The sequence below is a fragment of the Nosocomiicoccus massiliensis genome, from assembly GCF_000438455.1.
Taxonomy (GTDB): Bacteria; Bacillota; Bacilli; order Staphylococcales; family Salinicoccaceae; genus Nosocomiicoccus; species Nosocomiicoccus massiliensis.
This window is the reverse complement of record NZ_CAVG010000025.1, coordinates 14629-38553: the sequence shown is the minus strand read 5'-3', so window position 1 is coordinate 38553 and position 23925 is coordinate 14629. Positions and strand designations below refer to the sequence as shown.

Annotated in this window: 28 protein-coding genes and 1 pseudogene; 26 read left to right on the top strand and 3 right to left on the bottom strand. The window is 37.1% G+C overall.

The window, feature by feature from the left end:
• The first annotated feature begins 1 nt into the window (after position 1).
• From TJ68_RS01285 to yidC, 25 genes are all read left to right on the top strand, one after another.
• Positions 2-400: an arsenate reductase/protein-tyrosine-phosphatase family protein gene (locus tag TJ68_RS01285; protein ID WP_040928307.1), complete on the top strand. Its 399-nt coding sequence runs from the start codon at positions 2-4 to the stop codon at positions 398-400.
• 61 nt (positions 401-461) lie between these two features.
• Complete coding sequence (gene rpiB, locus TJ68_RS01280; RefSeq protein ID WP_040928306.1) at positions 462-890, top strand: ribose 5-phosphate isomerase B; 429 nt, start codon at positions 462-464, stop codon at positions 888-890.
• Complete coding sequence (locus TJ68_RS01275) at positions 859-1413, top strand: TIGR01440 family protein (RefSeq protein WP_040928305.1); 555 nt, start codon at positions 859-861, stop codon at positions 1411-1413. Before rpiB ends, TJ68_RS01275 begins: the two co-directional genes overlap by 32 nt.
• Positions 1414-1454: 41 nt before the next feature.
• Positions 1455-2696 carry a serine hydroxymethyltransferase gene (glyA, locus tag TJ68_RS01270; protein ID WP_040928304.1) on the top strand — a complete coding sequence of 414 codons (1242 nt, stop codon included), beginning with the start codon at positions 1455-1457 and terminating at the stop codon, positions 2694-2696.
• 11 nt (positions 2697-2707) lie between these two features.
• The gene (upp, locus tag TJ68_RS01265; protein WP_040928303.1) at positions 2708-3337 is read left to right on the top strand and encodes a uracil phosphoribosyltransferase; all 630 of its coding nucleotides are present in this window, start codon (positions 2708-2710) and stop codon (positions 3335-3337) included.
• A gap of 14 nt (positions 3338-3351) precedes the next feature.
• Positions 3352-4488, top strand: coding sequence for a non-hydrolyzing UDP-N-acetylglucosamine 2-epimerase (gene wecB / locus TJ68_RS01260; protein WP_040928302.1), 1137 nt, complete (start codon positions 3352-3354; stop codon positions 4486-4488).
• Positions 4489-4600: 112 nt separating this feature from the next.
• Positions 4601-4954, top strand: coding sequence for an ATP synthase subunit I (locus TJ68_RS01255; RefSeq protein ID WP_040928301.1), 354 nt, complete (start codon positions 4601-4603; stop codon positions 4952-4954).
• A gap of 13 nt (positions 4955-4967) precedes the next feature.
• A complete protein-coding gene (gene atpB / locus TJ68_RS01250; protein ID WP_040928300.1) occupies positions 4968-5699 on the top strand; it encodes a F0F1 ATP synthase subunit A in 732 nt (243 codons plus the stop codon).
• Positions 5700-5747: 48 nt separating this feature from the next.
• Positions 5748-5963 (top strand): F0F1 ATP synthase subunit C, encoded by a 216-nt coding sequence (gene atpE, locus TJ68_RS01245; RefSeq protein WP_040928299.1) that lies wholly within the window; start codon positions 5748-5750, stop codon positions 5961-5963.
• 85 nt (positions 5964-6048) lie between these two features.
• A complete protein-coding gene (locus TJ68_RS01240) occupies positions 6049-6567 on the top strand; it encodes a F0F1 ATP synthase subunit B (RefSeq protein ID WP_052327239.1) in 519 nt (172 codons plus the stop codon).
• Positions 6567-7106, top strand: a complete 540-nt coding sequence (gene atpH / locus TJ68_RS01235; RefSeq protein ID WP_052327238.1) for an ATP synthase F1 subunit delta — start codon at positions 6567-6569, stop codon at positions 7104-7106. The genes TJ68_RS01240 and atpH overlap by 1 nt, the downstream gene beginning before the upstream one ends.
• Before the next feature lie 14 nt (positions 7107-7120).
• Positions 7121-8629, top strand: coding sequence for a F0F1 ATP synthase subunit alpha (gene atpA / locus TJ68_RS01230; RefSeq protein ID WP_040928297.1), 1509 nt, complete (start codon positions 7121-7123; stop codon positions 8627-8629).
• 35 nt (positions 8630-8664) lie between these two features.
• Complete coding sequence (atpG, locus tag TJ68_RS01225; RefSeq protein WP_040928296.1) at positions 8665-9537, top strand: ATP synthase F1 subunit gamma; 873 nt, start codon at positions 8665-8667, stop codon at positions 9535-9537.
• Positions 9538-9558: 21 nt separating this feature from the next.
• On the top strand, positions 9559-10977 hold the full coding sequence (atpD, locus tag TJ68_RS01220; protein ID WP_040928295.1) for a F0F1 ATP synthase subunit beta: 1419 nt from the start codon (positions 9559-9561) through the stop codon (positions 10975-10977).
• A gap of 18 nt (positions 10978-10995) precedes the next feature.
• Positions 10996-11403 carry a F0F1 ATP synthase subunit epsilon gene (locus TJ68_RS01215; protein WP_040928294.1) on the top strand — a complete coding sequence of 136 codons (408 nt, stop codon included), beginning with the start codon at positions 10996-10998 and terminating at the stop codon, positions 11401-11403.
• A gap of 47 nt (positions 11404-11450) precedes the next feature.
• Positions 11451-11681, top strand: a complete 231-nt coding sequence (locus TJ68_RS01210) for a DUF1146 domain-containing protein (RefSeq protein WP_040928293.1) — start codon at positions 11451-11453, stop codon at positions 11679-11681.
• 64 nt (positions 11682-11745) lie between these two features.
• Positions 11746-13023 (top strand): UDP-N-acetylglucosamine 1-carboxyvinyltransferase, encoded by a 1278-nt coding sequence (gene murA / locus TJ68_RS01205; protein WP_040928292.1) that lies wholly within the window; start codon positions 11746-11748, stop codon positions 13021-13023.
• Between the two features lie 14 nt (positions 13024-13037).
• On the top strand, positions 13038-13223 hold the full coding sequence (locus TJ68_RS01200; RefSeq protein WP_040928291.1) for a DNA-directed RNA polymerase subunit beta: 186 nt from the start codon (positions 13038-13040) through the stop codon (positions 13221-13223).
• A gap of 4 nt (positions 13224-13227) precedes the next feature.
• Entirely contained in the window at positions 13228-13662 is a 435-nt protein-coding gene (fabZ, locus tag TJ68_RS01195; RefSeq protein ID WP_040928290.1) for a 3-hydroxyacyl-ACP dehydratase FabZ, read from the top strand.
• Positions 13663-14142: 480 nt separating this feature from the next.
• Positions 14143-14790: a transglycosylase family protein gene (locus TJ68_RS08745; RefSeq protein WP_052327237.1), complete on the top strand. Its 648-nt coding sequence runs from the start codon at positions 14143-14145 to the stop codon at positions 14788-14790.
• Between the two features lie 119 nt (positions 14791-14909).
• Positions 14910-16505 carry a M20/M25/M40 family metallo-hydrolase gene (locus TJ68_RS01185; RefSeq protein WP_040928289.1) on the top strand — a complete coding sequence of 532 codons (1596 nt, stop codon included), beginning with the start codon at positions 14910-14912 and terminating at the stop codon, positions 16503-16505.
• 13 nt (positions 16506-16518) lie between these two features.
• The gene (thiD, locus tag TJ68_RS01180; RefSeq protein WP_040928288.1) at positions 16519-17307 is read left to right on the top strand and encodes a bifunctional hydroxymethylpyrimidine kinase/phosphomethylpyrimidine kinase; all 789 of its coding nucleotides are present in this window, start codon (positions 16519-16521) and stop codon (positions 17305-17307) included.
• Positions 17308-17434: 127 nt separating this feature from the next.
• Positions 17435-17764: an ArsR/SmtB family transcription factor gene (locus TJ68_RS01175; protein ID WP_238316004.1), complete on the top strand. Its 330-nt coding sequence runs from the start codon at positions 17435-17437 to the stop codon at positions 17762-17764.
• The gene (locus tag TJ68_RS01170; RefSeq protein ID WP_040928286.1) at positions 17761-19848 is read left to right on the top strand and encodes a heavy metal translocating P-type ATPase; all 2088 of its coding nucleotides are present in this window, start codon (positions 17761-17763) and stop codon (positions 19846-19848) included. The genes TJ68_RS01175 and TJ68_RS01170 overlap by 4 nt, the downstream gene beginning before the upstream one ends.
• Positions 19849-19944: 96 nt before the next feature.
• Positions 19945-20811, top strand: a complete 867-nt coding sequence (gene yidC, locus TJ68_RS01165; RefSeq protein WP_040928285.1) for a membrane protein insertase YidC — start codon at positions 19945-19947, stop codon at positions 20809-20811.
• A 42-nt stretch (positions 20812-20853) separates the two neighbouring features.
• On the opposite strand, the pseudogene cls reads toward yidC, so the two are convergent.
• Positions 20854-22340 (bottom strand): annotated as a pseudogene (cls, locus tag TJ68_RS01160) (cardiolipin synthase).
• A gap of 151 nt (positions 22341-22491) precedes the next feature.
• Here cls and TJ68_RS08570 point away from each other — a divergent pair.
• On the top strand, positions 22492-22641 hold the full coding sequence (locus TJ68_RS08570) for an Lmo0850 family protein (RefSeq protein WP_168161304.1): 150 nt from the start codon (positions 22492-22494) through the stop codon (positions 22639-22641).
• 33 nt (positions 22642-22674) lie between these two features.
• Here TJ68_RS08570 and TJ68_RS01155 read toward each other — a convergent pair whose 3' ends face one another.
• Together TJ68_RS01155 and TJ68_RS08865 are read right to left on the bottom strand one after the other, a co-directional pair.
• The gene (locus TJ68_RS01155) at positions 22675-23598 is read right to left on the bottom strand and encodes an FtsW/RodA/SpoVE family cell cycle protein (RefSeq protein ID WP_420329220.1); all 924 of its coding nucleotides are present in this window, start codon (positions 23596-23598) and stop codon (positions 22675-22677) included.
• A gap of 5 nt (positions 23599-23603) precedes the next feature.
• Complete coding sequence (locus TJ68_RS08865) at positions 23604-23876, bottom strand: hypothetical protein (RefSeq protein WP_420329219.1); 273 nt, start codon at positions 23874-23876, stop codon at positions 23604-23606.
• Positions 23877-23925 lie beyond the last annotated feature (49 nt).

The following is a 23925-nucleotide window of genomic DNA, read 5'->3' as shown; positions in this document are numbered from 1 at the left end:
CATGATTATATTTGTATGTACAGGTAATACGTGCCGAAGTCCACTTGCTGAAAGTTACGCTAAAACAGTGACGGACAGAGAAGTTGAGTCGAGAGGTTTGTTTGTTACGTCAAATCAAGTCAGTCCGTATAGTGAGGAGATTATCCAAAGAGAAAATTATTCACCTTCTACGCTACCAAAACAGTTGACTTATGAGGACACGCTCGACAATACGCTACTCGTCATGACAAAAAGTCATTATATGCAAGTAAAAATGTTAAATGAGGATGCGGATGTTCATCTCTTAAGTGAGTATGCAGGTGAAAGCGGGGATGTCCTCGATCCATTTGGCGGTAATATGGATGATTACACACGTGTGTTTCATCAGATGAAACAGTATATCGATAAAATAAACTGGTAGTAACGAATGATTTTGAAACTGCATTTTAAGAATGTATAATAATATTTAGGAGATGATTTCAATGAAAGTGATTATCAGTTCAGACCACGGTGGATTCAACTTAAAGTCAGCCATCGTACAGCATTTAGAAGATAAAGGAATCGACGTTAAAGACGTCGGGCCATTCGATACAGATTCTGTCGATTACCCAGATTATGCAAAGCCGGTTGCCGAAGCTGTTCAAAACGGCGAATACGACCGCGGTATTTTAGTATGTGGAACAGGTATCGGAATGAATATCGCAGCGAATAAATATAAAGGTATTCGCGCAGCACTCGTTCACGACACGTTTTCTGCACACGCTACACGAGAGCATAACAACTCTAATATTTTATGTATGGGTGAACGTGTAATCGGAACTGGATTAGCGTTAGATATCGTTGATATTTGGTTAGAAACTGAATTTGAAGGTGGTAGACATGAGCGTAGAATTGAAAAAATTGAACAGTGAGCTTACAACGCTCATTCAAGAGTTAGAAGACGCTAATTTTTTCTTTTCAAATGCCTCACTCGTCATCGGATGTTCAACATCTGAAGTACAAGGAGAACATATCGGTAAACATAGTTCGATAGAAGTTGCGGAAGTGATTTTCAAAGCGTTCGAACCGGTCGTTGAACGATATGATATGGATGTATTTTTCCAAGGGTGTGAACATATTAACCGTGCACTGACTACTACTAAAAAAGCAGTCGAAAGAAATCATTTACAATCACAAATTGTAACTGTCGTTCCTGACAGAAGTGCGGGTGGAAGTTTAAGTGAATATGCGTTTAATCATTTAAAGGATAGTGTCGTAGTCGAGCACGTCGATGTCGATTTAGGCATTGATATCGGTCAAACACTAATTGGTATGCATATTAAACACGTACAAGTTCCTGTTCGAGTAAATACGAAAGCGCTCGGAGAAGCACAACTTACAATAGCGAAATCTCGTCCGAAATTAATCGGTGGAGAACGCGCGCATTATAACTAAATGAATTAATAAAATTTATATATTAAGGAGAGTTATCAAACATGTCTTACATTAAACAATCAGATGAAGCACTATACGAAGCGATTCAAAAGGAATTCGACCGTCAAAATGAAAATATTGAGCTAATCGCATCAGAAAACTTTGTTTCAGAAGCGGTATTAGAAGCTCAAGGTAGCGTGTTAACAAACAAATACGCAGAAGGTTACCCAGGTAAACGTTACTATGGAGGATGTGAGTACGTAGACGTTGCTGAAGATCTAGCGCGTGAACGTCTAAAAGAAATCTTCGGTGCAGAACACGCAAACGTACAACCACACTCTGGTTCACAAGCGAACATGGCAGTGTATTTCTCAGTGTTAAATCCTGGAGATACGATTTTAGGTATGAACTTATCTGACGGTGGTCACTTAACGCACGGTGCACCGGTAAACTTTAGTGGTAAATTATTTAACATCGTAAGTTACGGTGTATCTAAAGAAGATGAAGCAATTGACTACGATGAGTTACGTGAAATTGCGATTAAAGAACAACCTAAACTGATTATCGCTGGTGGTAGTGCATACGCGTTACAAATCGACTTTAAAAAGTTCAGAGAAATCGCAGATGAAGTCGGCGCATACTTAATGGTAGACATGGCACACATCGCTGGTTTAGTTGCAGCTGGTCTACATCCAAACCCAGTTGAGTATGCTGACTTTGTAACTTCAACAACACATAAAACATTACGTGGACCTCGTGGTGGAATTATTTTAACTAAAAAAGAACATGCGAGAAAGATCGATTCAAACATCTTCCCTGGTATTCAAGGTGGACCGTTAATGCACGTAATTGCAGCAAAAGCTGTTGCATTTAAAGAAGCATTACAACCTGAATTTAAAGCATATCAAGAGCAAGTGATTAAAAACGCAAAAGTGCTTGCTGAAAAATTACAAGAGAACGGTTTAAGAATCGTTTCAGGACGTACTGAAAACCACTTAGTGTTAGTAGATACAAAAGTATTCGGCTTAACAGGTAAACAAGCAGAAGAAGCGTTAGATAAAGTTGGTATTACAACGAATAAAAACACAATTCCATTCGAAACTGAATCACCATTTGTAACGAGTGGTTTACGTATGGGAACACCTGCAATGACAACGCGTGGATTTAAAGAAGCAGAAATGGAAGAAGTTGCAGACATTATCATTGAAACATTAACAAAAGAAAAGAACGGAGAAAGCTTAGACGGAATTCATGACAGAGTCGTTCAGTTAACTAGTAAATATCCGTTATATGACCACAAATAGGGAGAGAGACTATGACAAAAGTACGCGTAATGGATCATCCATTAATTCAGCATAAACTCGGATATATCCGAGACAAACATACGTCGACAAAAGAGTTTAGAGAACTCGTTGACGAAGTCGGAATGCTTATGGCATATGAAGTAACAAGAGAATTATCTCTAGAAGACGTTACTGTTGAAACGCCAATCGGCCCGACAACAGCAAAACGTTTAAGCGGGAAAAAGATTTGTCTCGTACCAATTTTACGTGCTGGTTTAGGAATGACTGAAGGAATCCATAAGCTAATTCCATCTGCGCGCGTTGGACATATCGGTTTATACCGTGATCCAGAAACGCTTGAAGCTGTGGAATACTATGCGAAGTTTCCAAGTGATATTGAAGAAAGAGATATTTTAGTCATTGACCCGATGCTTGCTACAGGAGCAAGCGCTGTTGAAGCAATTAGTGCGATTAAAAAACGTGGTGCAACTAAACTGACGTTCATCTGTTTAATTGCAGCGCCTGAAGGTGTAAAAGCTCTAGAAGAAGCACATCCAGATGTGGATATTTACATCGGTGCATTAGATGACTCACTCGATGAAAATAGTTATATCGTTCCAGGACTTGGTGACGCAGGAGATCGTCTATTCGGAACGAAATAATAAGGGGTAATCGTATGAAAAAGCGAATTATGGTCGTTTTTGGTACTCGACCAGAAGCGATTAAAATGGCTCCACTTGTGAATGCATTAAAAGAGTCAAATCATCTAGAGCCGGTCGTTGTCGTAACCGCACAACACCGCGAAATGTTAGATCAAGTACTCAGTGCATTTAACATTACTCCAGACTATGACTTAAATGTGATGAGAGCAGAGCAGACGCTCTCTCACATTACGAGTCAAGTATTAAAAGAGATGGAGTCGATTATACAAAAAGAAACTCCTGATATGGTTCTCGTCCACGGTGATACGACGACTACGTTTTCTGCTGCACTTGCAGCTTTTTATCAGAAAGTAAGTATCGGCCATGTCGAAGCAGGTTTACGTACGTACAATAAATTTGCGCCGTACCCTGAAGAGTTAAATCGACAATTGACGACGCGTTTAGCGGATTTACACTTTGCACCGACTATACGTGCAAAAGATAATTTACTTAAAGAACAAGTCGATGAAAGTACAATTTTTGTGACAGGTAATACAGTGATAGATGCTTTAAATACAACGGTAGATCCAAATTATAAAAGTGAATTATTGTCTCGATATAAAGATAAGAGAGTAATTCTACTTACAGCACATCGCAGAGAAAACTTAGGTGATCCGATGGTTCAAATTTTTAAAGCGATGAAACATATCGCTGATACACACCGCGACGTTGTGATTGTATATCCTGTTCATAAAAATCCGAAAATACGACAGTTAGCAGAACAATATTTACACCATGATCGTATCGAATTAATCGAACCTTTAGATGTAATGGACTTTCATAACTTTGCTGCGGCAAGTGAAATTATTCTCACAGATTCTGGCGGCATACAAGAAGAAGCACCATCACTAAATAAACCTGTACTCGTTTTAAGAGATGTCACAGAACGCCCAGAAGGTGTAGAAAGTGGTGTGCTTAAAATTGTTGGGACAGACTTTGAAAAAATCATCGATGAAACAAATAAGTTATTAAATAACCGAGAAATATACGATGAAATGACTCAGTTGAAAAATCCATATGGTGATGGTCAAGCGAGTCATCGAATCGTCGATATTATTTCACATTATTATGGTTTTATATTAGAAAAACCATCAGATTTTATGAACTCATAATATGTTATTAAAATAACAATAAATGCGTTGACACTTAGGCATGTAATAGGTACACTTTATAAGTGTGCAAACAATACATATATGCCTAAATCACACTTGAGGAAAATGTAAAATGACACTTTTTAAAGGATTTATGAACTTTTTCGCGAAGGCTTTTATTATCATCTTTGTAATAGAGTTCTTGTCATTATTCTTTTTTGATCGAATAATTGTCCAAAGTTTAATCGTTGGAACAATTATATCTGTATTTATGGCATTAAGTTGGTATTCCAACTACTATAAAGCATTGCACAGTCAGCAACGAATGATTACAACAGGAACTGTTACGCGTGTAATACTCGTATTATTAGCGTGCATTATCTGGTATAAATTTCAGGCTGAATTAAATATGATTGCGATTACTGTCGGTTTAATGTCGACTTACGTAATTATATTTGTGAATGCAGTAAGACATTTTAGAAAATGAAAGAGGTGAAGAAATGGATCACGGAACTCCGACTTATGAAGTGAACATCGGTGGCATTCCAATCGTTTTTGATTTAGCAACATGCTTTATGATTGTTGTCACGTGTTTAGTCGTGTTTTTCTTAATGTTTTTCCTTACAAGAAACTTAGCGATTAAGCCAACAGGTAAACCTCAACTCTTTGTTGAGTGGCTAATGAACTTTGTTAAGGGCATTATTTCAAGTAACATTGCTTGGCGTGAAGGTGCACGCTTTCACTTCTTTGCGCTTACATTAATTTCATTTATTTTCATGGCAAACTTTATCGGTATACCATTTACCTTTGTTTCGCCAGAGAATAACCTTTGGTGGAAATCACCAACAGCAGATCCAACTGTTACGTTAACACTTGCAGGTCTTATGATTGTCTTAACACACTACTATGGTGTGAAGATGAAAGGTATCAAAGAATACGCTAAAGACTACGCACGTCCAGTTTGGTTCTTAGTACCAATTAAAATTCTTGAGGAATTTACGTATAACTTAACACTTGGTTTACGTTTATACGGGAACATTTACGCCGGAGAAATCCTATTAACATTACTACTTGGTCTCGTAACGACTGGTGGAGTTTTAGGATTCGTTGGTGGTATCGTACCGATGATGGTATGGCAAGGATTTAAAACATTTATAGGTGCTTTACAAGCATTTATTTTCATCATGTTATCAATGGTATATCTCGCACATAAAATGCAAGATGACCATTAATATAAAAAATAAAAAAATAAACAAACATAATTTAGGAGGAAGTTTTTTATGGCTTTATTAGCAGCAGGTATCGCAGCTGGTCTTGCAGGACTTGGCGGTGCGTTAGGAATTGGTTTAGTTGTTTCAAAAACAGTTGAAGGTGTTGCGCGTCAACCAGAATCTCGTAGTTCATTAATGACAATCATGTTCATCGGTGTTGGGGTAGTTGAGGCGACTCCAATTATCGCGATTGTAATTGCATTCTTATTAATGTTCGCACTATAGATAATTAGAGGCGAAGTCTGTCTAGATTTCGCCGTTTCTTTTGTAACCTTAAGTATTGTGAACTTTCTTGAAAGGAGTGTACATAGTGGAACTATTAATATTAGGCGCTGCACCGTCGTCAATCCCAACGGCTTTTGGTACAGGTCTCGTTTTACTCGGGAGCTTCTTAGTACTACTTTTTGCTCTTTCATATTTCGTATGGGAACCAGTTAAAAAAGTAATGGACGACCGTGAAAAGTTAATTCACGACGACATCGAAAGCGCTGAAATTGCAAAACGAGAAGCAGAAGCGCTTCGTAAAAAGAACGAGGAAATTTTATCTCAAACTCAAGCTGAAGTTAGTGAAATGTTTGAAAAATCTCGTGAAGAAGCGAAAGTACAACAGCAGTCAATTATTGACGAAGCAACAATAAATGCAAAAAGACTTATGTCTGATGCACAAAAAGATATCGAGCAAGAAAAAGAAAAAGCAGTACGTGAAATCAACGACCAAGTCGCTGAGTTATCTGTTTTAATTGCTCAAAAAGTGATTGAAAAAGAATTGTCTCCACAAGATCAAAAGGATCTCATTGACAAGTACCTACAGGAAGCAGGGGATAGATAATGAGTTTAGCTAAACAGTATGCAAATGCCCTGTTTGACGTAGTAAATAAACATAACCAACTTGAAGAAGCACGTTTAGATTTAAATGAAGTATCTAAAGTAGTTTCAACAGTTGAGGATATTAACGAGTTTTTAATCAACCCGAAAATATCTAAAGAAACAAAATTAACGACAATTCGTGACAGCTTCAAGGGAACGAATGAGTATGTATTTAATATGTTACTCGTACTCACTGAGAAGAAACAATTTTCAATTGTGTCACGTATTCACGAAGAATTTACACATCTTTACAATGAACATTACAATCAAGCGAAAGTTGTTGTGGAATCTGTCTACGAATTAGAAGAAGAACAATTAGCTAAAATTGAAGAAATCTTCAAAGCGAAAACAGGTTATGACAAATTGCTGATTGAAAACAAAATAAACGAATCTTTAATCGGTGGATTTAGAGTACTAATCGGTTCGAAAGTTTATGATGAATCAGTCGTACTTCAATTAAGAAAAATTAAAGACCGTTTTAAAACAACGAAAAATATTTAAGGAGTGAAATTTCTATGGCAATCAAGGCTGAAGAAATTAGTGCTCTTCTCAGAAGTCAAATAGAAAACTATGAAGCTGACATGGAAGTATCAGATGTCGGTACAGTAACTGAAGTCGGTGACGGTATCGCAGTTGCTCATGGTTTAAACGATGCGATGGCAGGAGAGTTACTTGAGTTCTCTAACGGTGTGTTAGGATTAGCTCAAAACCTTGAAGAAGACGAAGTTGGTATCGTTATTCTTGGACCATATTATGATATTAAAGAAGGCGACGAAGTTAAACGTACTGGTAAAATCATGGAAGTACCAGTAGGTGAAGAACTTATCGGTCGTGTTGTAAACCCACTTGGACAACCAATCGATGGTAAAGGTCCAATTAGTACAACAAAAGCTCGTCCTGTAGAAAGTCCAGCTACAGGAGTAATGGATCGTAAGTCAGTATTCGAACCATTACAAACAGGAATTAAAGCGATTGACGCTTTAGTACCAATCGGACGTGGTCAACGTGAGTTAATCATCGGTGACCGTCAAACTGGTAAAACGACACTTGCAATCGACACGATTTTAAACCAGAAAAACGAAGATATGATTTGTATCTACGTAGCAATCGGTCAAAAAGAATCTACAGTACGTTCTACAGTTGAAACATTCCGTAAGCACGGTGCATTAGACTACACAATCGTAGTAAGTGCAGGTGCATCTGACCCAGCTCCATTATTATACATCGCGCCATATGCGGGTGTATCTATGGGTGAGGAGTTTATGTTCAACGGAAAACACGTATTAATCGTATACGATGACTTAACAAAACAAGCACAAGCTTACCGTGAAATGTCATTACTATTACGTCGTCCACCAGGCCGTGAAGCATTCCCAGGGGACGTATTCTACCTACACAGTCGTTTACTTGAGCGTGCAGCGAAATTAAATGACGATTTAGGTGGCGGTTCGATTACTGCGTTACCATTCGTTGAAACGCAAGCAGGAGACATCTCTGCATTCGTACCGACAAACGTAATCTCGATTACAGACGGTCAGATCTTCTTACAGTCTGACTTATTCTTCTCAGGTGTGCGTCCAGCGATCAACGCGGGTCTTTCAGTATCTCGTGTAGGTGGTTCAGCACAAATTAAAGCGATGAAGAAAGTAGCAGGTACACTTCGTTTAGACTTAGCTGCTTACCGTGAATTAGAAGCATTCGCTCAGTTCGGTTCTGATTTAGATAAAGCTACAGCTGCTAAATTAGAGCGCGGTAAACGTACGGTTGAAGTACTTAAACAAGGTGAAAACCAACCACTACCTGTTGAAGAGCAAGTAGTAATTCTTTACGCATTAGTAAACGGTTATTTAGATGATGTTGCAGTACAAGACATTACAAGATTCGAAAGTGAATTCTTAGAGTGGTTAAGTGCTAACAACAAAGAATTATTAAACGGTATCCGTGAAACATCAGAGCTTCCAGATCACGAAGCATTTGATGCAGCAATTAACGGATTCAAAAAGTTATTTAACAGTAGTAAATAATAAATAACACTATTTATATAAAGGATGGTGAAATCATGGCTTCATTAAGGGAGATAAAAGGTCGTATTAACTCAACTGAAAAGATGAGTCAGTTAACGAGTGCGATGAACATGGTCGCGAACTCAAAACTCGGTCGTTCAGAACAAAACACTAAAAACTTCCGTCCGTATATGGACCGAATGGAAGAAACAATCCAAGCAATTGGAGCAGGTGGAAATAACGTTCACCCGATGTTAACTGCACGTCCTGTTAAACGTGTTGGCTATATCGTAATCTCAAGTGATACAGGTAAAGCAGGTCCATACAACGCAAACGTTATTAAAGCAATAACAACTGAAATCAATGAACGCCATAACGGTAACCAAGACGAAATTTCACTTATGGTTCTCGGTAAAATGGGATACGACGTACTTAGATTACGTGGCTATAAGATAGATGACTACCGTCTAGGGTTACCAGATCAGCCATCATTTTCGGATGTGAAAAAAATAGCGGCGGCAGCAATTCGTCAATATGAAGATGAAGAAATCGATGAGCTTCATATTATCTATAACGAATTCATCTCTATCCTCGAGCAAAAAGTAACTGTAAGACAGTTACTTCCAATGTCAGAAGACGATTTAGAAACGAAAAATGAGTACACTCATCTCGCTTCTTATGAATTCGAACCAGATAAAGAAACGATTTTAAAAGAATTATTACCACAATACGCTGAAGCTATTATTTACGGTGCTTTACTTGAAGCAAAAACAAGTGAGCATGCTGCTCGTATGACAGCGATGAAAGCTGCTACGGACAACGCAAACGAATTGATTGGTGAGTTAACATTGTCTTACAACAGACTAAGACAAGCAGCGATTACACAAGAAATTACAGAAATTGTAAGTGGTGCACAAGCACAAGAATAATAATTTATAGGAGGAACTCAAATGGCTTTAGGACACGTGGTCCAAGTTATGGGACCTGTTGTAGATGTGCGTTTTGAAGAAGGTCAATTACCTGAGTTAATGAACGCACTTACAATAGATCATAAAGGTGAAACTGAAGAAGATTCAATTGCACTTACGTTAGAAGTTGCGCTTCACCGTGGAGACAACACAGTAAGAACAATTGCGATGAGTTCTACAGATGGTATTCAGCGTGGTATGGAAGTAGTAAACACTGGTCAACCTATTTCAGTACCTGTAGGTAATGCCACTTTAGGACGTGTATTCAACGTTTTAGGTGAAACGATTGACCTAAAAGGTCAGATTCCTGAATCTGAACTCAGAAACCCGATTCACCGAGACGCTCCAGAATTTGAGGATCTGTCAGTAGCGACAGAGATTTTAGAAACTGGTATTAAAGTAGTAGACTTATTAGCACCTTACACTAAAGGTGGTAAAATCGGATTATTCGGTGGTGCCGGAGTAGGTAAAACTGTATTAATCCAAGAATTAATTCATAACATCGCTCAAGAGCACGGTGGTATTTCGGTATTCGCTGGTGTTGGTGAGCGTACGCGTGAAGGAAACGACTTATACTTTGAAATGTCTGACTCAGGCGTTATCGATAAAACAGCGATGGTATTCGGGCAAATGAACGAGCCACCTGGTGCACGTATGCGTGTAGCATTAACAGGATTAACGATGGCTGAATACTTCCGTGATGTGGAAGGTCAAGACGTATTACTATTCATCGACAACATCTTCCGTTTCACACAAGCAGGTTCAGAGGTATCAGCACTTCTTGGACGTATTCCATCTGCCGTTGGATACCAACCGACATTATCTTCAGAGATGGGTCAGCTTCAAGAGCGTATTACATCAACAAACAAAGGATCAGTAACGTCTATTCAAGCGGTATTCGTACCAGCCGATGACTACACTGACCCAGCGCCAGCTCAAACGTTCGCACACTTAGACGCGACGACAAACTTAGAGCGTAAAATTTCAGAGATGGGTATTTACCCTGCGGTAGACCCACTTGCATCAACGTCACGTGCGTTATCTCCAGCAGTAGTTGGTGAAGAGCACTACAACGTTGCACGTGAAGTACAAGCAACATTACAAAAATACAGTGAGTTACAAGACATCATTGCGATTTTAGGTATGGATGAGTTATCAGAAGAGGATAAGGAAGTCGTTGCACGTGCGCGTCGTATCCAGTTCTTCTTAAGTCAAAACTTCCACGTTGCAGAACAATTCACAGGACAAAAAGGTTCGTACGTACCAGTCGCACAAACTGTTGAAGACTTCAAAGCAATCTTAGCAGGTAAATACGACCACGTACCAGAAGACGCGTTCAGACTTGTTGGAGATATGTCACAAGTTATTGAAAAAGCGCGTGAGATGGGTGCAGAAGTTTAATAACAGGAGGTTAGTTGTATGAGTACAATTGCATTAGATGTAGTTACTCCTAACGGTTCTGTTTTTACTGATGATAACTGCGAAATTGTCATCTTGGAATCAACACAAGGTGAACTTGGGGTCATGGCAGGCCACGTCCCAACAGTGACACCTTTAAAGATTGGTAGTGTAAAAGCTAAAATCGATGGACAGTTCGAATATTTAGCGATTACAGATGGATTTGCAGAAATTCGTGGCGACAAAGTTACAGTGTTAACTCAAGCTGCAGAATTCGCGGATGATATCGATACTGATCGTGCACTAGCTGCGCGTAAGAGAGCAGAAGAGCTTCTAAAACGTGCGCAAGAAGAAGAAATCGATGAAGTGCGTGCAGAACTTGCATTCCAAAGAGCAATTAACCGTTTGAATATTGCACAATTTAAATAAACAAAAAGTCTAAGGGAAACCTTAGACTTTTTTTAAGGGGTTTTTAAATGTTTTTATCTCAAATCGCATTGATGAAAATTATTTTACATATCGCATGTTCTATTTTTGCATTTTATATTTTAGACTGTTTAAAAGTAGATATGATTTTTAAAAAAGGTCATTCTGCTAAAATAAGAATGTTTTACATATTGCTCGCGATTCTTTTAGGAACGAGTATGTCGAATTTTATCATCGATATTTTTGTAGAAACACAAAACCTTCAGCTTCTATTTAGCTAAATGCTTTACACTATAAATAGAAGTCTATAGAATTAAATTAATGAGTATTATGTGGAGTGAGAATATGGATAAAATTATTGTTAAGGGTGGACGAAAGCTTGCTGGAAGTGTGAAAATAGAAGGCGCTAAAAACGCGGTTCTACCGATTTTAGCTGCGTCTCTCTTAGCATCAGAAGGAGAGTCAGTAATTACTAATGTTCCGAAGTTATCGGATTGTAAAACATTAGTTGAATTACTTAGCATTTTAAATGCAGATGTTAAAACTGAAAACGATAAAGTATACGTAGACGCAAGTTCAGATTTATCGATATCAGCACCTTATGAATTAGTGAGCAAAATGCGAGCTTCAATGCTCGTTATGGGGCCACTGCTTGGACGTTACGGTAAATGTGAAGTTGCGATGCCCGGAGGATGTGCGATTGGTAGTCGTCCGATTGAACAACATTTAAAAGGTTTTGAAAAAATGGGTGCCACGTTTACAACGTTAGACGGTTTCATTGAAGGTAGAGTAGATGGACGTCTTAAAGGTGCTAAAATACATCTAGATTTTCCAAGTGTCGGTGCCACACAAAACTTAATGATGGGTGCAGCACTTGCCGATGGTGTCACTCATATTGAAAATGCTGCAATGGAACCAGAAATTGTCGATTTACAAAACTATATTAACCGTATGGGTGGTAAAGTAACTGGAGCAGGAACTGGACATATTAAAATTACAGGTGTCGATCAGCTATACGGCACAAAACACCAAGTCATTCCTGACCGAATTGAAGCAGGAACATTTATGATAGCTGCTGCGATTACAAGAAGCCATATTTTAATTCAAAATATCGTCATTGAGCACTTAAGTGCAGTCGTGTCTAAATTAGAAGAAATCGGTGTTCAAATTATTGAAGACGGGGATAACGTCCGAGTAAATGCAACGGAACCGTTACAGCCAACAGACATTAAAACATTACCACATCCCGGATTCCCGACAGATATGCAAAGTCAGATGATGGCATTACTATTAACGATTGAAGGTACGAGTATCGTTACTGAAACGATTTTTGAAAATCGCTTTATGCACGTCAGAGAATTTAATACGATGAATGCAGATATTTCACTGCAAGATAATCATGCTGTAATCCACGGTGGTAAAGAACTTCATGGTGCTCGTGTAAAAGCGACAGATTTACGTGCAGCAGCAGCTCTTATATTAGCAGGACTTGTTGCTGAAGGAGAAACAACGGTGACAGAGCTTCGTCATTTAGACCGAGGATATGTAGATTTTCATAAAAAATTAAAAGCTCTCGGAGCAGATATCGAGCGCATTACAGAAGCTGAACTCGAACACGTTTAATTTAGAGGTGAGTTATGAAAGAGACATCTAAAATTGTACATCGAAAAATTCCGATGATTGTACGTATACTACTCTATTTATACATCGCAATTTTACTCGTCGTCATCGGTCTAATGATTGGATATGGCATATTAGGGAACCCGTTTGAAGTGTTTAGAATTGAAACGTGGCAGCATATAAAAGATCTAATGAGAGGATAAAGATATGTTAACTTATGACCAAATTAAAGCGATTATTCCGCATCGCCCACCATTTTTATTAATCGATCGTATCGTTGAAATTACCCCAGGTGAAAAATGTGTCGGTATTAAACAAGTGTCTGGAAACGAACCATTCTTCCAAGGACACTTCCCAGAATACGCAGTGATGCCTGGAGTGTTAATCGTAGAAGCACTCGCACAAACTGGTGCGGTTGCTTTATTACAAGAAGAACAATTTAAAGGAAAACTTGCATTTTTTGCAGGTATCGATAAGTGTCGCTTTAAACACCAAGTGACACCTGGAGATACTTTAGAATTAACAGTAGAAATTACACGTGTTAAAGGGCCAATCGGTAAAGGTAAAGCCGTTGCTAAAGTCGGAGACAAAGTAGCGTGTCAATGTGAAATTACATTTGCAATCGGAGATCCAGCTGAGTAAAGCTGGATTTTTTTATACTAACTTTGATGAAAAAATGGCGTATTTTAAAAACTGTATGAAATTAAGATTTAAAATTTAAAAATTACAGAGGTTCACTATATAAATTTAAAAAATCGAGATTTGTTGAAAATAATATTTCGCTGTATATTGTGTTTAAGAAAGGAGACACATACATTTCTAGTTCAAATATGAATGGACTAATTCTCTCAAACTTGTCTGATAAAGCTGTAAACTAAATTTTTTAAGATTCTTTTCATACTCACACACACTCACTCGCCTTAAGATTTCTACGCTGCGTAAGAGAAATCTTAAGGCGTTTTTTTTTATGTTATCTGACAACGTTAATGATAGACATCTGATTGTAATGATTTTGTAAAAATAAAGTAAAAGCTTTATATAGCTGTAACCTATGAAATGCTTTAATTTGATAGTATTGTATCTAGTTGAAAAAAGAGACAATTTTTTGGGGGCATATATATAATGAAACGTACAATTTTTGCATTAGGATCAGTTGCGATATTAGCGAGTGGTATGGGGCTTTCTACGCAAGCTAAGGCAGATGAACCAACAGCAAAATCAAGCGAAATAGTTGCTGAAATCGCACAAGAATATAAATCATCAGTTCAATCATTTACAGCTGAGAAAAAAGTAGAAAAAGAAATTGCACTTAAAGAAGAACTAAAAGCAAGCGAATTAAAAGCTGAGAAAAAAGCTAAGAAAAAAGCAAAAGACAAAGCAAATGAAGAAAAAAGCGTTGAAGTAGCATATGAAGATGCTGAAACGAATGAAACAAATTATAACAATGAACAAGAAGAGGCATATGAAGAAACGTATGATGATACATATGACAATTCTAACGCGCATGCATCAGCACCTGTTCAACAAGCGTCTAACGATGGTTTAAACTGGGCAGGACTTGCAGCGTGTGAATCTGGTGGGAATCCAAACATTGTAGATGCATCAGGAACATATCACGGCCTATATCAATTTGACGCTGCTACATGGCAAGCAATGGGTGGAACAGGCGTTGCATCACAAGCTTCTGCTGAAGAACAAACGATGCGTGCACAAATGTTATACGCTCAACGTGGTGCACAACCTTGGCCAACATGTGGTGCTTACTTATAATTACTTGACCGATTAAGATTATTCTTAATCGGTTTTTTTATTTTAAATAAAAACGCTATCAAAAGACGTCAAAAAGTTGTAGTCTTATATATAGAACAAAGTAATGGAGGAATTTAACGATGAACGGTTTATGGCAAACAGAAGAGAGCCGTGTAGAGTTATTAAAAACACTCGTTAAACATGATTCAATCACACATTCAACAGGAGAGAAAAGCTTCCCGGACTTAATAAAGAGTGAATTACTCAAACTCGATTATTTTAATGCACATAGTAATCACATATATTTTGCACATACTGAAGACGATCGACGTGCTGTACTTGCACATTACGCTGGTAGTGAAAATAAGGATACTGTCGTTTTAATTAGTCACTTCGACACAGTCGGTATCGATGACTTTGGAGAATATAAACAACATGCATTTGATATGGATAAAATAACAGATATTTTTAAATCTGATCATACGTACTTAAATGATGATGCCGTTGCTGATATTAAAACGGGACACTATTATTTTGGTCGTGGTAGTATGGATATGAAACCAGGTCTCGTGCTCCATATGTCTTTAATCGAAAAAGCAGCGCTTGAAAACTGGGACGTAAACTTATTACTCGTTACAGTGCCTGATGAAGAAGTTGGCTCTAAAGGAATGTTAGCAGCAGTTAAAAAAATCAATGAAATCCGAAAAGAAAAAGATTTAAATATCGTACTTCACTTAAATAGTGAGCCGACATTCCAACAAGCACCTGGTAACAATACGCACTACGTATATACTGGAACGATTGGAAAGTTAATGCCTGCAGTGTACGTTTACGGTAAAGAAACGCACGTCGGTAATGCGATGAACGGTTTAAGCTCGAATTACATTATGAGCTTCATCAATAAAAATATGGAATACAACAATTCGTTTATAGAGCGCTATGAGGATGAAGAAACACCGTTACCTGTTTCATTGATGATGCGTGATTTAAAGGCGCATTACGACGTTCAGACGCCGTTTAGAACGGTCAGTTTATATAACTTATTTATATTTAAACAAAATGCGAGTGAGATATTTAACACGTTTAACACGATTGTCAAAGACTCGGTGGATGAAGTAAATGAAGTCATTCAAACGTTTGACGATGGTATTTATAAAGAGGAAACTGTAAATGTAAACGTCTGTACGTATGAAGAGTTACTTCAACAAGCGATCGATAAATTTGGGGAAGATAAAGTCAGTGAACTACTAGAAAGTGTTTCAAACAATCAAGATGATCATTTACAATGTATCGAAGCAATCGACAAAATTATGATGTTAATGCGTCATTTAGGGCCAACAGTCGTCACGTTTTTCACTCCGCCTTATTATCCAGCAACGAACAGTTCAGAAGATATACTCGTTCAAAATATCGTCGAAACGATAAAAGAAACGAGTGACACATTGAATCGTAACGTTGAACAAGTACATTTCTTTAACGGTATTTGTGACTTAAGTTACGTGAAATATGCGACGAGTTATGAAAGTGACAGAGTATTTAGCTTAAACACTCCAACGTTTAATAAGACGTATATGATACCATTTGAAGATATTAAAGAAATATCAGCACCTGTATTAAACTGCGGTCCGATCGGTAAAGATGCACATAAAGTCACAGAGAGATTACTAAAACCGAGTGCGTTTAAAGAGTTACCTGTCATATTAGAGACAGTGATTAAACAATATTTTGTGAAGTAAAGGAGGAGTTACAATGACATTACCAATTGTGCTTACTGTGTCGAGCTATGATCCGACAGGAGGGTCTGGTGTGAATGCAGATTTAAAGACGTTTCAAAATTTAGGAGTGTACGGAATGTCTGCAATTACAAGTTTAACGGCACAAAACTCGAGTGGTATAAAAGATGTACTAGAAATACCAGATGACTTTTTAGAAGAGCAGCTTAAAAGTATATTTGATGACACAATTCCATTTGCAATGAAATCTGGAATGATCACGAGCATACCGATGATTGAAATGCTCACACAATATGTTAAACAGTATCATATACCGTTCGTCGTTGATCCGTACATTTTTACACGCGACGGGCAACGTATTATTTCAGAAGAGACGACGAGTGTGTTAAAACAACAATTACTTCATCATGCTGCAGTCGTGACACCGAATATAAACGAAGCAAAATCGTTAACAGGCATCGATATTGAGACTGAAAAAGATATCGAAACAGCAGCGAAAATCTTTTTAAGAGAAATCGGTGTAAAAGCAGTAATTATTAACGATAGTAATATGACCGGTGAAGCATGTGATTATTTATATACGAAGACGACATCGTTAAAACTTACTGAAGAAATCGTTCAAACAAAAAATAAGCGTGGAAGCGGCAGTACGTTTTCAGCGGTCATCACTGCAGAAATCGCAAAAGGGAATAGTTTAGAAGACGCGTTTAGAAAAGCGAAGCGATACGTCACTGCAGGTTTAAAAAATAGTTTAGATATCGGTAAAAAGAATGGTCCACTGAATCATTTTATCGATATCGAATAGTAAGCATTAGAAATGAGAGTCTCATTTGACTCTCATTTTTTTAATTAAACAATCAACAAAATAATTGAATGTTATATAAAAATCAGTTATACTATATTCAAATAAATAATTGAATGAGGGATTTGTTGTGATACATAGTGACAAAGTAAATGAAGTAAAAAAAGAATTAACCGAGTTACCAATCGATCAGATGGTTTCGTTTTTAAAAGCAATCGCAAATGAAAATCGAACGAAAATCGTTACTGCTCTATGTAGTGAGAAAGAGCTATGTGTATGCGATATTGCGTCTATTTTAGATATAACAATCGCAAATGCATCGAGTCATTTAAGAAAACTACATAAAGAAGGAGTCATAAAAGAGAGAAAGTCAGGGAAGCATGTGTATTATAGTTTAGATGATGACCATGTCCGTACCATTATTGAAACGACAGTTACACATATGGAGGAATTATTATGAGTGAGAAAACATATCGAATACAAAACCTCTCATGTGCGAACTGTGCAAAAACATACGAAGAAAATTTAAATCATTTAAACAGTGTCGAAGAAGCAAAAGTCGATTTTAACAGTGCAAAGATTTACATCACTGGAGATGCGACAATTGAAGAGTTAGAGCAAGCAGGTGCTTTTGACAACATCAAAGTAAGGGACGTGCAAGATTTAACCGTCACGCACGAAAAGTTTTGGAAAAAGAAAGAAAATTATCCGGTATATATATCTGCAGTTTTATTAATTGTCACTGTACTCGCTTCTTATTTTTCAGGACAAGACAGTCACTTATTTACGATTGGATATTTACTCTCAATCATCATCGGTGGATATTCGTTATTTATCGCAGGGCTTAAAAATTTAGTGCGCTTAAAGTTTGATATGAATACGTTAATGACAATAGCAGTCATTGGGGCATCACTCATTGGTGAGTGGTTTGAAGCGGCGACTGTTGTGATTCTATTTGCTGTTAGTGAAGCACTTGAACGCTACTCTATGGATAAAGCGAGAGCGTCGATTAAACATTTAATGGAACTCGCACCAAGTGAAGCAATTATCGTTAAAGATGGTATAGAAGTTATAAAAGATGTAAAAGACATTCTAGTCGGTGACGTCATGCGCGTAAAACCAGGACAAAAGTTTGCGATGGACGGAATAGTAATTAAAGGAAGCTCGACAGTAAATCAGGCATCGATCACTGGTGAAAGTAAATCGGTAGACAAAGTAAATGGTGACGAAGTATTTGCGGGTACGTTAAACGAAGAAGGTGTATTAGAAGTTGAAGTGACGAAGTTAATTGAAGATACGGAGTTATCTAAAGTCATTCATCTCGTTGAAAAAGCACAATCTGAACGTGCGTCTTCAGAAGCACTCGTCGATAGATTTGCAAAATATTATACACCGATTATTATACTCATTTCGTTACTCGTCATGTTCGCTCCACCACTTCTATTCAACACACCATGGCACGATTCGTTATATCAAGGGCTCGCGGTTCTTATTATCGGTTGTCCGTGTGCACTTGTAATATCAACTCCTGTCGCTATTGTTACAGCGATAGGGAACGCTGCACGTCACGGGGTGTTAATAAAAGGTGGTATCTATTTAGAAGAAACTGCTCGAATTGATGCGATTGCGTTTGATAAAACCGGCACGTTAACAATCGGTCAGCCTGTCGTTACAGATTTAGTAATGTTTAAAGACAATGCTTTAATAAAAGCTGCAGCGCTTGAGAAAAACTCTCAACATCCAATCGCAGTAGCAATATTAAATGAAGCGGATAAAGAACATTTAGAGTATCGTAATCTTAAAGTTGATGATTTTCAGTCGATTACAGGTAAAGGTGTAAAAGGAGTCATCGATAACCAAGACTATTATATTGGAAGTCCGAAGTTATTTAAGGAATTAGGGTTCGAAATAGATGACACAGTATCACAACTACAAGCTGAAGGTAAAACGGTAATTATTTGTGGAAGTGACAAGATTGAAGTGATTATCGGTGTAGCGGATGATTTAAGAAGTGAATCGATATCAGTATTAGATGATCTTAAGTCATTAAACATTAAAACGATGATGTTAACAGGAGATAATCATAAAACCGCTCAAATCATTGCAGACAAATGTCATATCGATGAAGTGAAGGCAGAACTCATGCCAGCAGATAAACTTAAAATCATTAATGAAGAACAAAAGAAACAAAAAATTATGATGGTCGGTGACGGTGTGAACGATGCACCTGCACTTGCTTCAGCAAATGTTGGAATCGCGATGGGCAGAGGAACAGATACAGCACTAGAAACAGCAGATATCGCATTGATGTCGGATAATTTAAATAAAATTCCTTACATCATTCGTTTAAGTAAAAAGACGTTAACAATTATAAAACAAAATATTACATTTTCATTAGGGATTAAACTAATTGCATTATTACTTGTGATTCCAGGATGGTTAACTTTATGGATTGCGATATTCTCAGATATCGGAGCGACTTTAATCGTTACTCTGAATAGTATGCGATTAATGAAAAAAAGTAGATTAAATATTTCTGAGTAGATTCAAATATATCGCCTATTTTCCTCATGTTTTATCTGTAAATGTGGTTGTAAGTATGGTACAATCACTCTTGTATATAAAATTAGAGGTGAAATTATGGCTAAAAAATGGCTGTTACCGTTAACGATGGGCCTCGTCTTGTTTTTAGCAGGGTGTGACTACTCGAAACCTGAAAACAGAGATGGTTTTTTCTTTAATACATTTGTTCAACCAATGGATAACTTACTTCATTGGCTTGGAGATCACTTAAACCATAATTATGGTCTTGCGATTATCGTATTAACGTTAATCGTGCGCTTAATCATCTTCCCATTCATGATGAAAACATACAAAAATCAAATGTTGATGCGTGAGAAGATGAAGATTGTTAAACCAGAAATGGAAGACATTCAGCGCCGTATGAAAGTTGCGACGACGCAAGAAGAAAAAATGGCTGTTCAACAAGAGATGATGGCGTTATATAAAAAACACGATATTAACCCATTAAATATTGGATGTCTACCAATCTTAATTCAAATGCCGATCGTTATGGCGTTATTCTTCGCATTAAAATATCCATCAGAGGGTGGTATTACTCAATATCCAGACTTCTTATGGATGAACTTAACAGAGCCGAGTGCGATTATGATTGCGATCGCAGTACTCGTATACGCGGTTCAAGCATATGTGTCGATGATGTTCTTACCAGAAGAACAAAAAAAGCAAATGCGACTACTTATGTTTATTTCTCCACTGATGATTCTGTGGATTTCGGTGATTTCACCATCTGCCTTACCATTATACTGGGCAGTAGGTGGTGCGTTCTTAATCCTTCAAACGATTATCGGTAACTTATATTACCGTAAAAAGGTCGATGAAGAAATGGCACCAATTTTAGCAGCACATGAAAAAGAACTTGCTGAAAAAGAAAGAAAATCACAAGGTGCAAAAGTATTACCGAATAAAAACAAAAAGAAGAAATAACAAAAACTCCGTTTAGCTATACTATAGCTAAACGGAGCTTTTTTATAATATAGGCGCGATTAAATTTGCGATTGCTTCTTTAAATTTAATCCACTTACTTCTAGATTGATAGACTTCTTTAGAAAGTATGCGTGAATGTAGCGCATCTCTTTCAAATTGAAGTCTATTTTTTATCGCTTCTTTTTCATCGAATATAAACGCGTTGACTTCGAAGTTTAGTGCGTAACTTCTGTTATCCATATTACATGATCCAATCGATACGACTTCGTCATCGATTATCATTACTTTTTGATGTAGGAAACCACGCTCATAAATGTAGACGTTTGCTCCAATCATCGCAAGCTCTCCAACGTTATGATACGTGCCCCAATATACGAATGGATGGTCTGGAAACGGTGGTATCATAATGTTAACTTCGACTCCTGACAAGAGTGCGATTTTAATCGCTTCTTTCATCGATTGGTCAGGTATAAAGTACGGTGACTGAATATAAATTGACTTTTTAGCCGAGTTAATCATTTTTAAGTATCCGTATTTAATTTGCTCCCATTCTTCATCTGGACCACTTGCTGCGATTTGCATCGTCGTCTCTCCAACGACGGGAATTTCTGGGAAGTAACGTGGATGGTGTTTTAAATTGTCACGCGTTGCGTGAGAGTTCCAATCGAGCATAAAACGTAATTGAAGAGATTTTACAGCATTTCCTTGAACACGTATATGCGTATCTCTCCAGTAACCGAACTTTTTACTTAAACCGATATATTCTTCTCCGACATTTGTACCTCCCGTATATGCAATTTTACCGTCTATAACGACGTTTTTACGGTGATTACGGTTATTCATACGAGGGTTTATAAGAGAGAGGCGGCTTGGGAAGAATGCTTCAACTTTTCCGCCATTATCACGTAACTCTTTAAAGTTTCTAAGTTTTAAAGTACGAGACCCCATATCATCATATAAAATTTTAACATCGATCCCTTCTTTTTGCTTTTTAAGTAGGGCATCATAAATTCTTTGGCCAAGTGAATCTAATCTAAAAATATAAAACTGAAAGTGAATATGGTCTTTTGCATTTTCTATATCGTGTATCATCTGATCAAAAAACTCTGTCGTTTCATAAAATGTCTCTACTTTGTTATTAGACGTTATGAATGACTGATTATTGTTTAATAACATATGGATCAGTTTACGATGTTTTTTTGCTTCTTCTGACGGAAGTATTAGCTTGTCCATCTTAATATCTTCGAGCTGCTCTGTAACGAGTGATTCTAGACCAATTTTATCTTCTTCGGATATTTTAAAATTTCTTTATTATATATCGTACGACCGAATAAGACGTATAAAATAAATCCGATAATTGGCATGAAGAAGAGGACAAATAGCCACGCCCAAACACTTTGAGCATTTTTACGCTCCCAAAAAATCATACCGATGGCGAGTACAAAGTTAATGAGTAAAATGATAAATGTAAAAATCGTTGCATAAGAAAGTGATGAGAAAAAATCAGCAACGGATTGAGAAATATTCATTAATATACTGAAATAATGCAATTTTAAAAATCCTCTCATAAATTTTTAATGTATTCGTGACAAATATGTAAAAAGTTTTTTGAATATCTATAGTAATATTACCACAGTGTCTGTATAATTATAATTAACTCGATAGGAAGGGAGAGTCATTATGAAACAAAATGACACATCCAAACTAAAAGATGCGGTTCGAGTATTGAAAGAACTTGGCATCAAAGTATCTGTTGCCCCTTCAAGACTAGAAATTATGAATCGTATTTCGAAAGTAGAACAGTTAAGATTAAACGAGAATAATATTTAAAAACGCAAACAGCTCACTGAGCTGCTTGCGTTTTTATTTGTTAAATCGAGCTTCTTTTTTACCAGATACTTCATAAAAATAAATACTTAGTACAATACCAATTCCGACCATGTTTGCCCATAAACCACTACCACCGTAACTTAAAAATGGTAACGGTAATCCAGTAATTGGTACGAGTTGAATCGTCATTCCGATATTTTGGAATATATGGAAAAACAGTAACGATAAAAATCCGATTATAAAATATCCACCGAAACTGTCGTGTGTTAACAGTGAGATTCTAAATAGTCGTAGTAATAATGAGAGTAATACGATGACGACAAAAGTCGTTCCAATAAAACCGAACTCTTCACCGACGATTGTAAATATAAAGTCCGTGTGGTTTTCAGGAATATAAATTATACCGTCCTTATACCCACGACCAGTAATTCCACCTGATCCGATTGAAATGAGTGAGTTCATCAGCTGGAAACCACTGTCAGAAACGTATTTTTCTGGTTGTAGCCAAGAGTATATTCTATCGAACTGATACGCGTGTACTCCAAGCTTATCGATTAAATCTGGTCGATATAAAATCCCAAGTATCAGTGACACACCGACTGTCGTAACGACAAATACGACCGGTAAAATGAGCCACCAACTAATTCCAGATATGAGAACCATTCCAAAGAATATCGCAACCATGACGAGCGTTGTTCCTAAGTCGTTTTGTAATAGTACTAACAACATTGGTAATGCGGAAACAACTGCCATTTTACCGAGTAATTTAACGTCTAATGATAAGTCATCTTCTATCTTATATTTGTTATGTTGGCTGATGACGTATGCAAGTGCCATAATATATATGATTTTCATAAATTCAGAAGGCTGAACACTAAAGAAACCGAACTGATACCAGCTTTTTGCACCGTTAATAATAGGGGTAATACTTTCAAATGGAGAAAAGTGTAGAAACACTAAACTCAAAATACCAAAGCATATATGCCCCAAATATAATCTTTATAAAAATGGAACGGAATGAGCATTAAAATAAATGCAATTAAAAATCCAAATAAGTAAAATAATAATTGTCGTTGAGCGAAATTTGTTGAATACTGTTCGCTCGTCATCGCACTGCTAATAATGAATATGCTAATCGCTGCGAGCATAATAAGTATAAAAATAAGTGTCCAATCAATACGAGATAATATATTTAAACTTTGACGGGAATACTTTTTTTGATTCAATAGCTTCACCTAAATCTGTGGTAATCTAATATGTAGGACTCGTGTCCGTCTAATAATT

Bases quoted from the DNA above. Each gene is read 5' to 3' on its own strand.
- TJ68_RS01285 (WP_040928307.1), top strand. From the start codon at position 2: ATGATTATATTTGTATGTACAGGTAATACGTGCCGAAGTCCACTTGCT.
- rpiB (WP_040928306.1), top strand. From the start codon at position 462: ATGAAAGTGATTATCAGTTCAGACCACGGTGGATTCAACTTAAAGTCA.
- TJ68_RS01275 (WP_040928305.1), top strand. From the start codon at position 859: ATGAGCGTAGAATTGAAAAAATTGAACAGTGAGCTTACAACGCTCATT.
- glyA (WP_040928304.1), top strand. From the start codon at position 1,455: ATGTCTTACATTAAACAATCAGATGAAGCACTATACGAAGCGATTCAA.
- upp (WP_040928303.1), top strand. From the start codon at position 2,708: ATGACAAAAGTACGCGTAATGGATCATCCATTAATTCAGCATAAACTC.
- wecB (WP_040928302.1), top strand. From the start codon at position 3,352: ATGAAAAAGCGAATTATGGTCGTTTTTGGTACTCGACCAGAAGCGATT.
- TJ68_RS01255 (WP_040928301.1), top strand. From the start codon at position 4,601: ATGACACTTTTTAAAGGATTTATGAACTTTTTCGCGAAGGCTTTTATT.
- atpB (WP_040928300.1), top strand. From the start codon at position 4,968: ATGGATCACGGAACTCCGACTTATGAAGTGAACATCGGTGGCATTCCA.
- atpE (WP_040928299.1), top strand. From the start codon at position 5,748: ATGGCTTTATTAGCAGCAGGTATCGCAGCTGGTCTTGCAGGACTTGGC.
- atpH (WP_052327238.1), top strand. From the start codon at position 6,567: ATGAGTTTAGCTAAACAGTATGCAAATGCCCTGTTTGACGTAGTAAAT.
- atpA (WP_040928297.1), top strand. From the start codon at position 7,121: ATGGCAATCAAGGCTGAAGAAATTAGTGCTCTTCTCAGAAGTCAAATA.
- atpG (WP_040928296.1), top strand. From the start codon at position 8,665: ATGGCTTCATTAAGGGAGATAAAAGGTCGTATTAACTCAACTGAAAAG.
- atpD (WP_040928295.1), top strand. From the start codon at position 9,559: ATGGCTTTAGGACACGTGGTCCAAGTTATGGGACCTGTTGTAGATGTG.
- TJ68_RS01215 (WP_040928294.1), top strand. From the start codon at position 10,996: ATGAGTACAATTGCATTAGATGTAGTTACTCCTAACGGTTCTGTTTTT.
- TJ68_RS01210 (WP_040928293.1), top strand. From the start codon at position 11,451: ATGTTTTTATCTCAAATCGCATTGATGAAAATTATTTTACATATCGCA.
- murA (WP_040928292.1), top strand. From the start codon at position 11,746: ATGGATAAAATTATTGTTAAGGGTGGACGAAAGCTTGCTGGAAGTGTG.
- TJ68_RS01200 (WP_040928291.1), top strand. From the start codon at position 13,038: ATGAAAGAGACATCTAAAATTGTACATCGAAAAATTCCGATGATTGTA.
- fabZ (WP_040928290.1), top strand. From the start codon at position 13,228: ATGTTAACTTATGACCAAATTAAAGCGATTATTCCGCATCGCCCACCA.
- TJ68_RS08745 (WP_052327237.1), top strand. From the start codon at position 14,143: ATGAAACGTACAATTTTTGCATTAGGATCAGTTGCGATATTAGCGAGT.
- TJ68_RS01185 (WP_040928289.1), top strand. From the start codon at position 14,910: ATGAACGGTTTATGGCAAACAGAAGAGAGCCGTGTAGAGTTATTAAAA.
- thiD (WP_040928288.1), top strand. From the start codon at position 16,519: ATGACATTACCAATTGTGCTTACTGTGTCGAGCTATGATCCGACAGGA.
- TJ68_RS01170 (WP_040928286.1), top strand. From the start codon at position 17,761: ATGAGTGAGAAAACATATCGAATACAAAACCTCTCATGTGCGAACTGT.
- yidC (WP_040928285.1), top strand. From the start codon at position 19,945: ATGGCTAAAAAATGGCTGTTACCGTTAACGATGGGCCTCGTCTTGTTT.
- TJ68_RS08570 (WP_168161304.1), top strand. From the start codon at position 22,492: ATGAAACAAAATGACACATCCAAACTAAAAGATGCGGTTCGAGTATTG.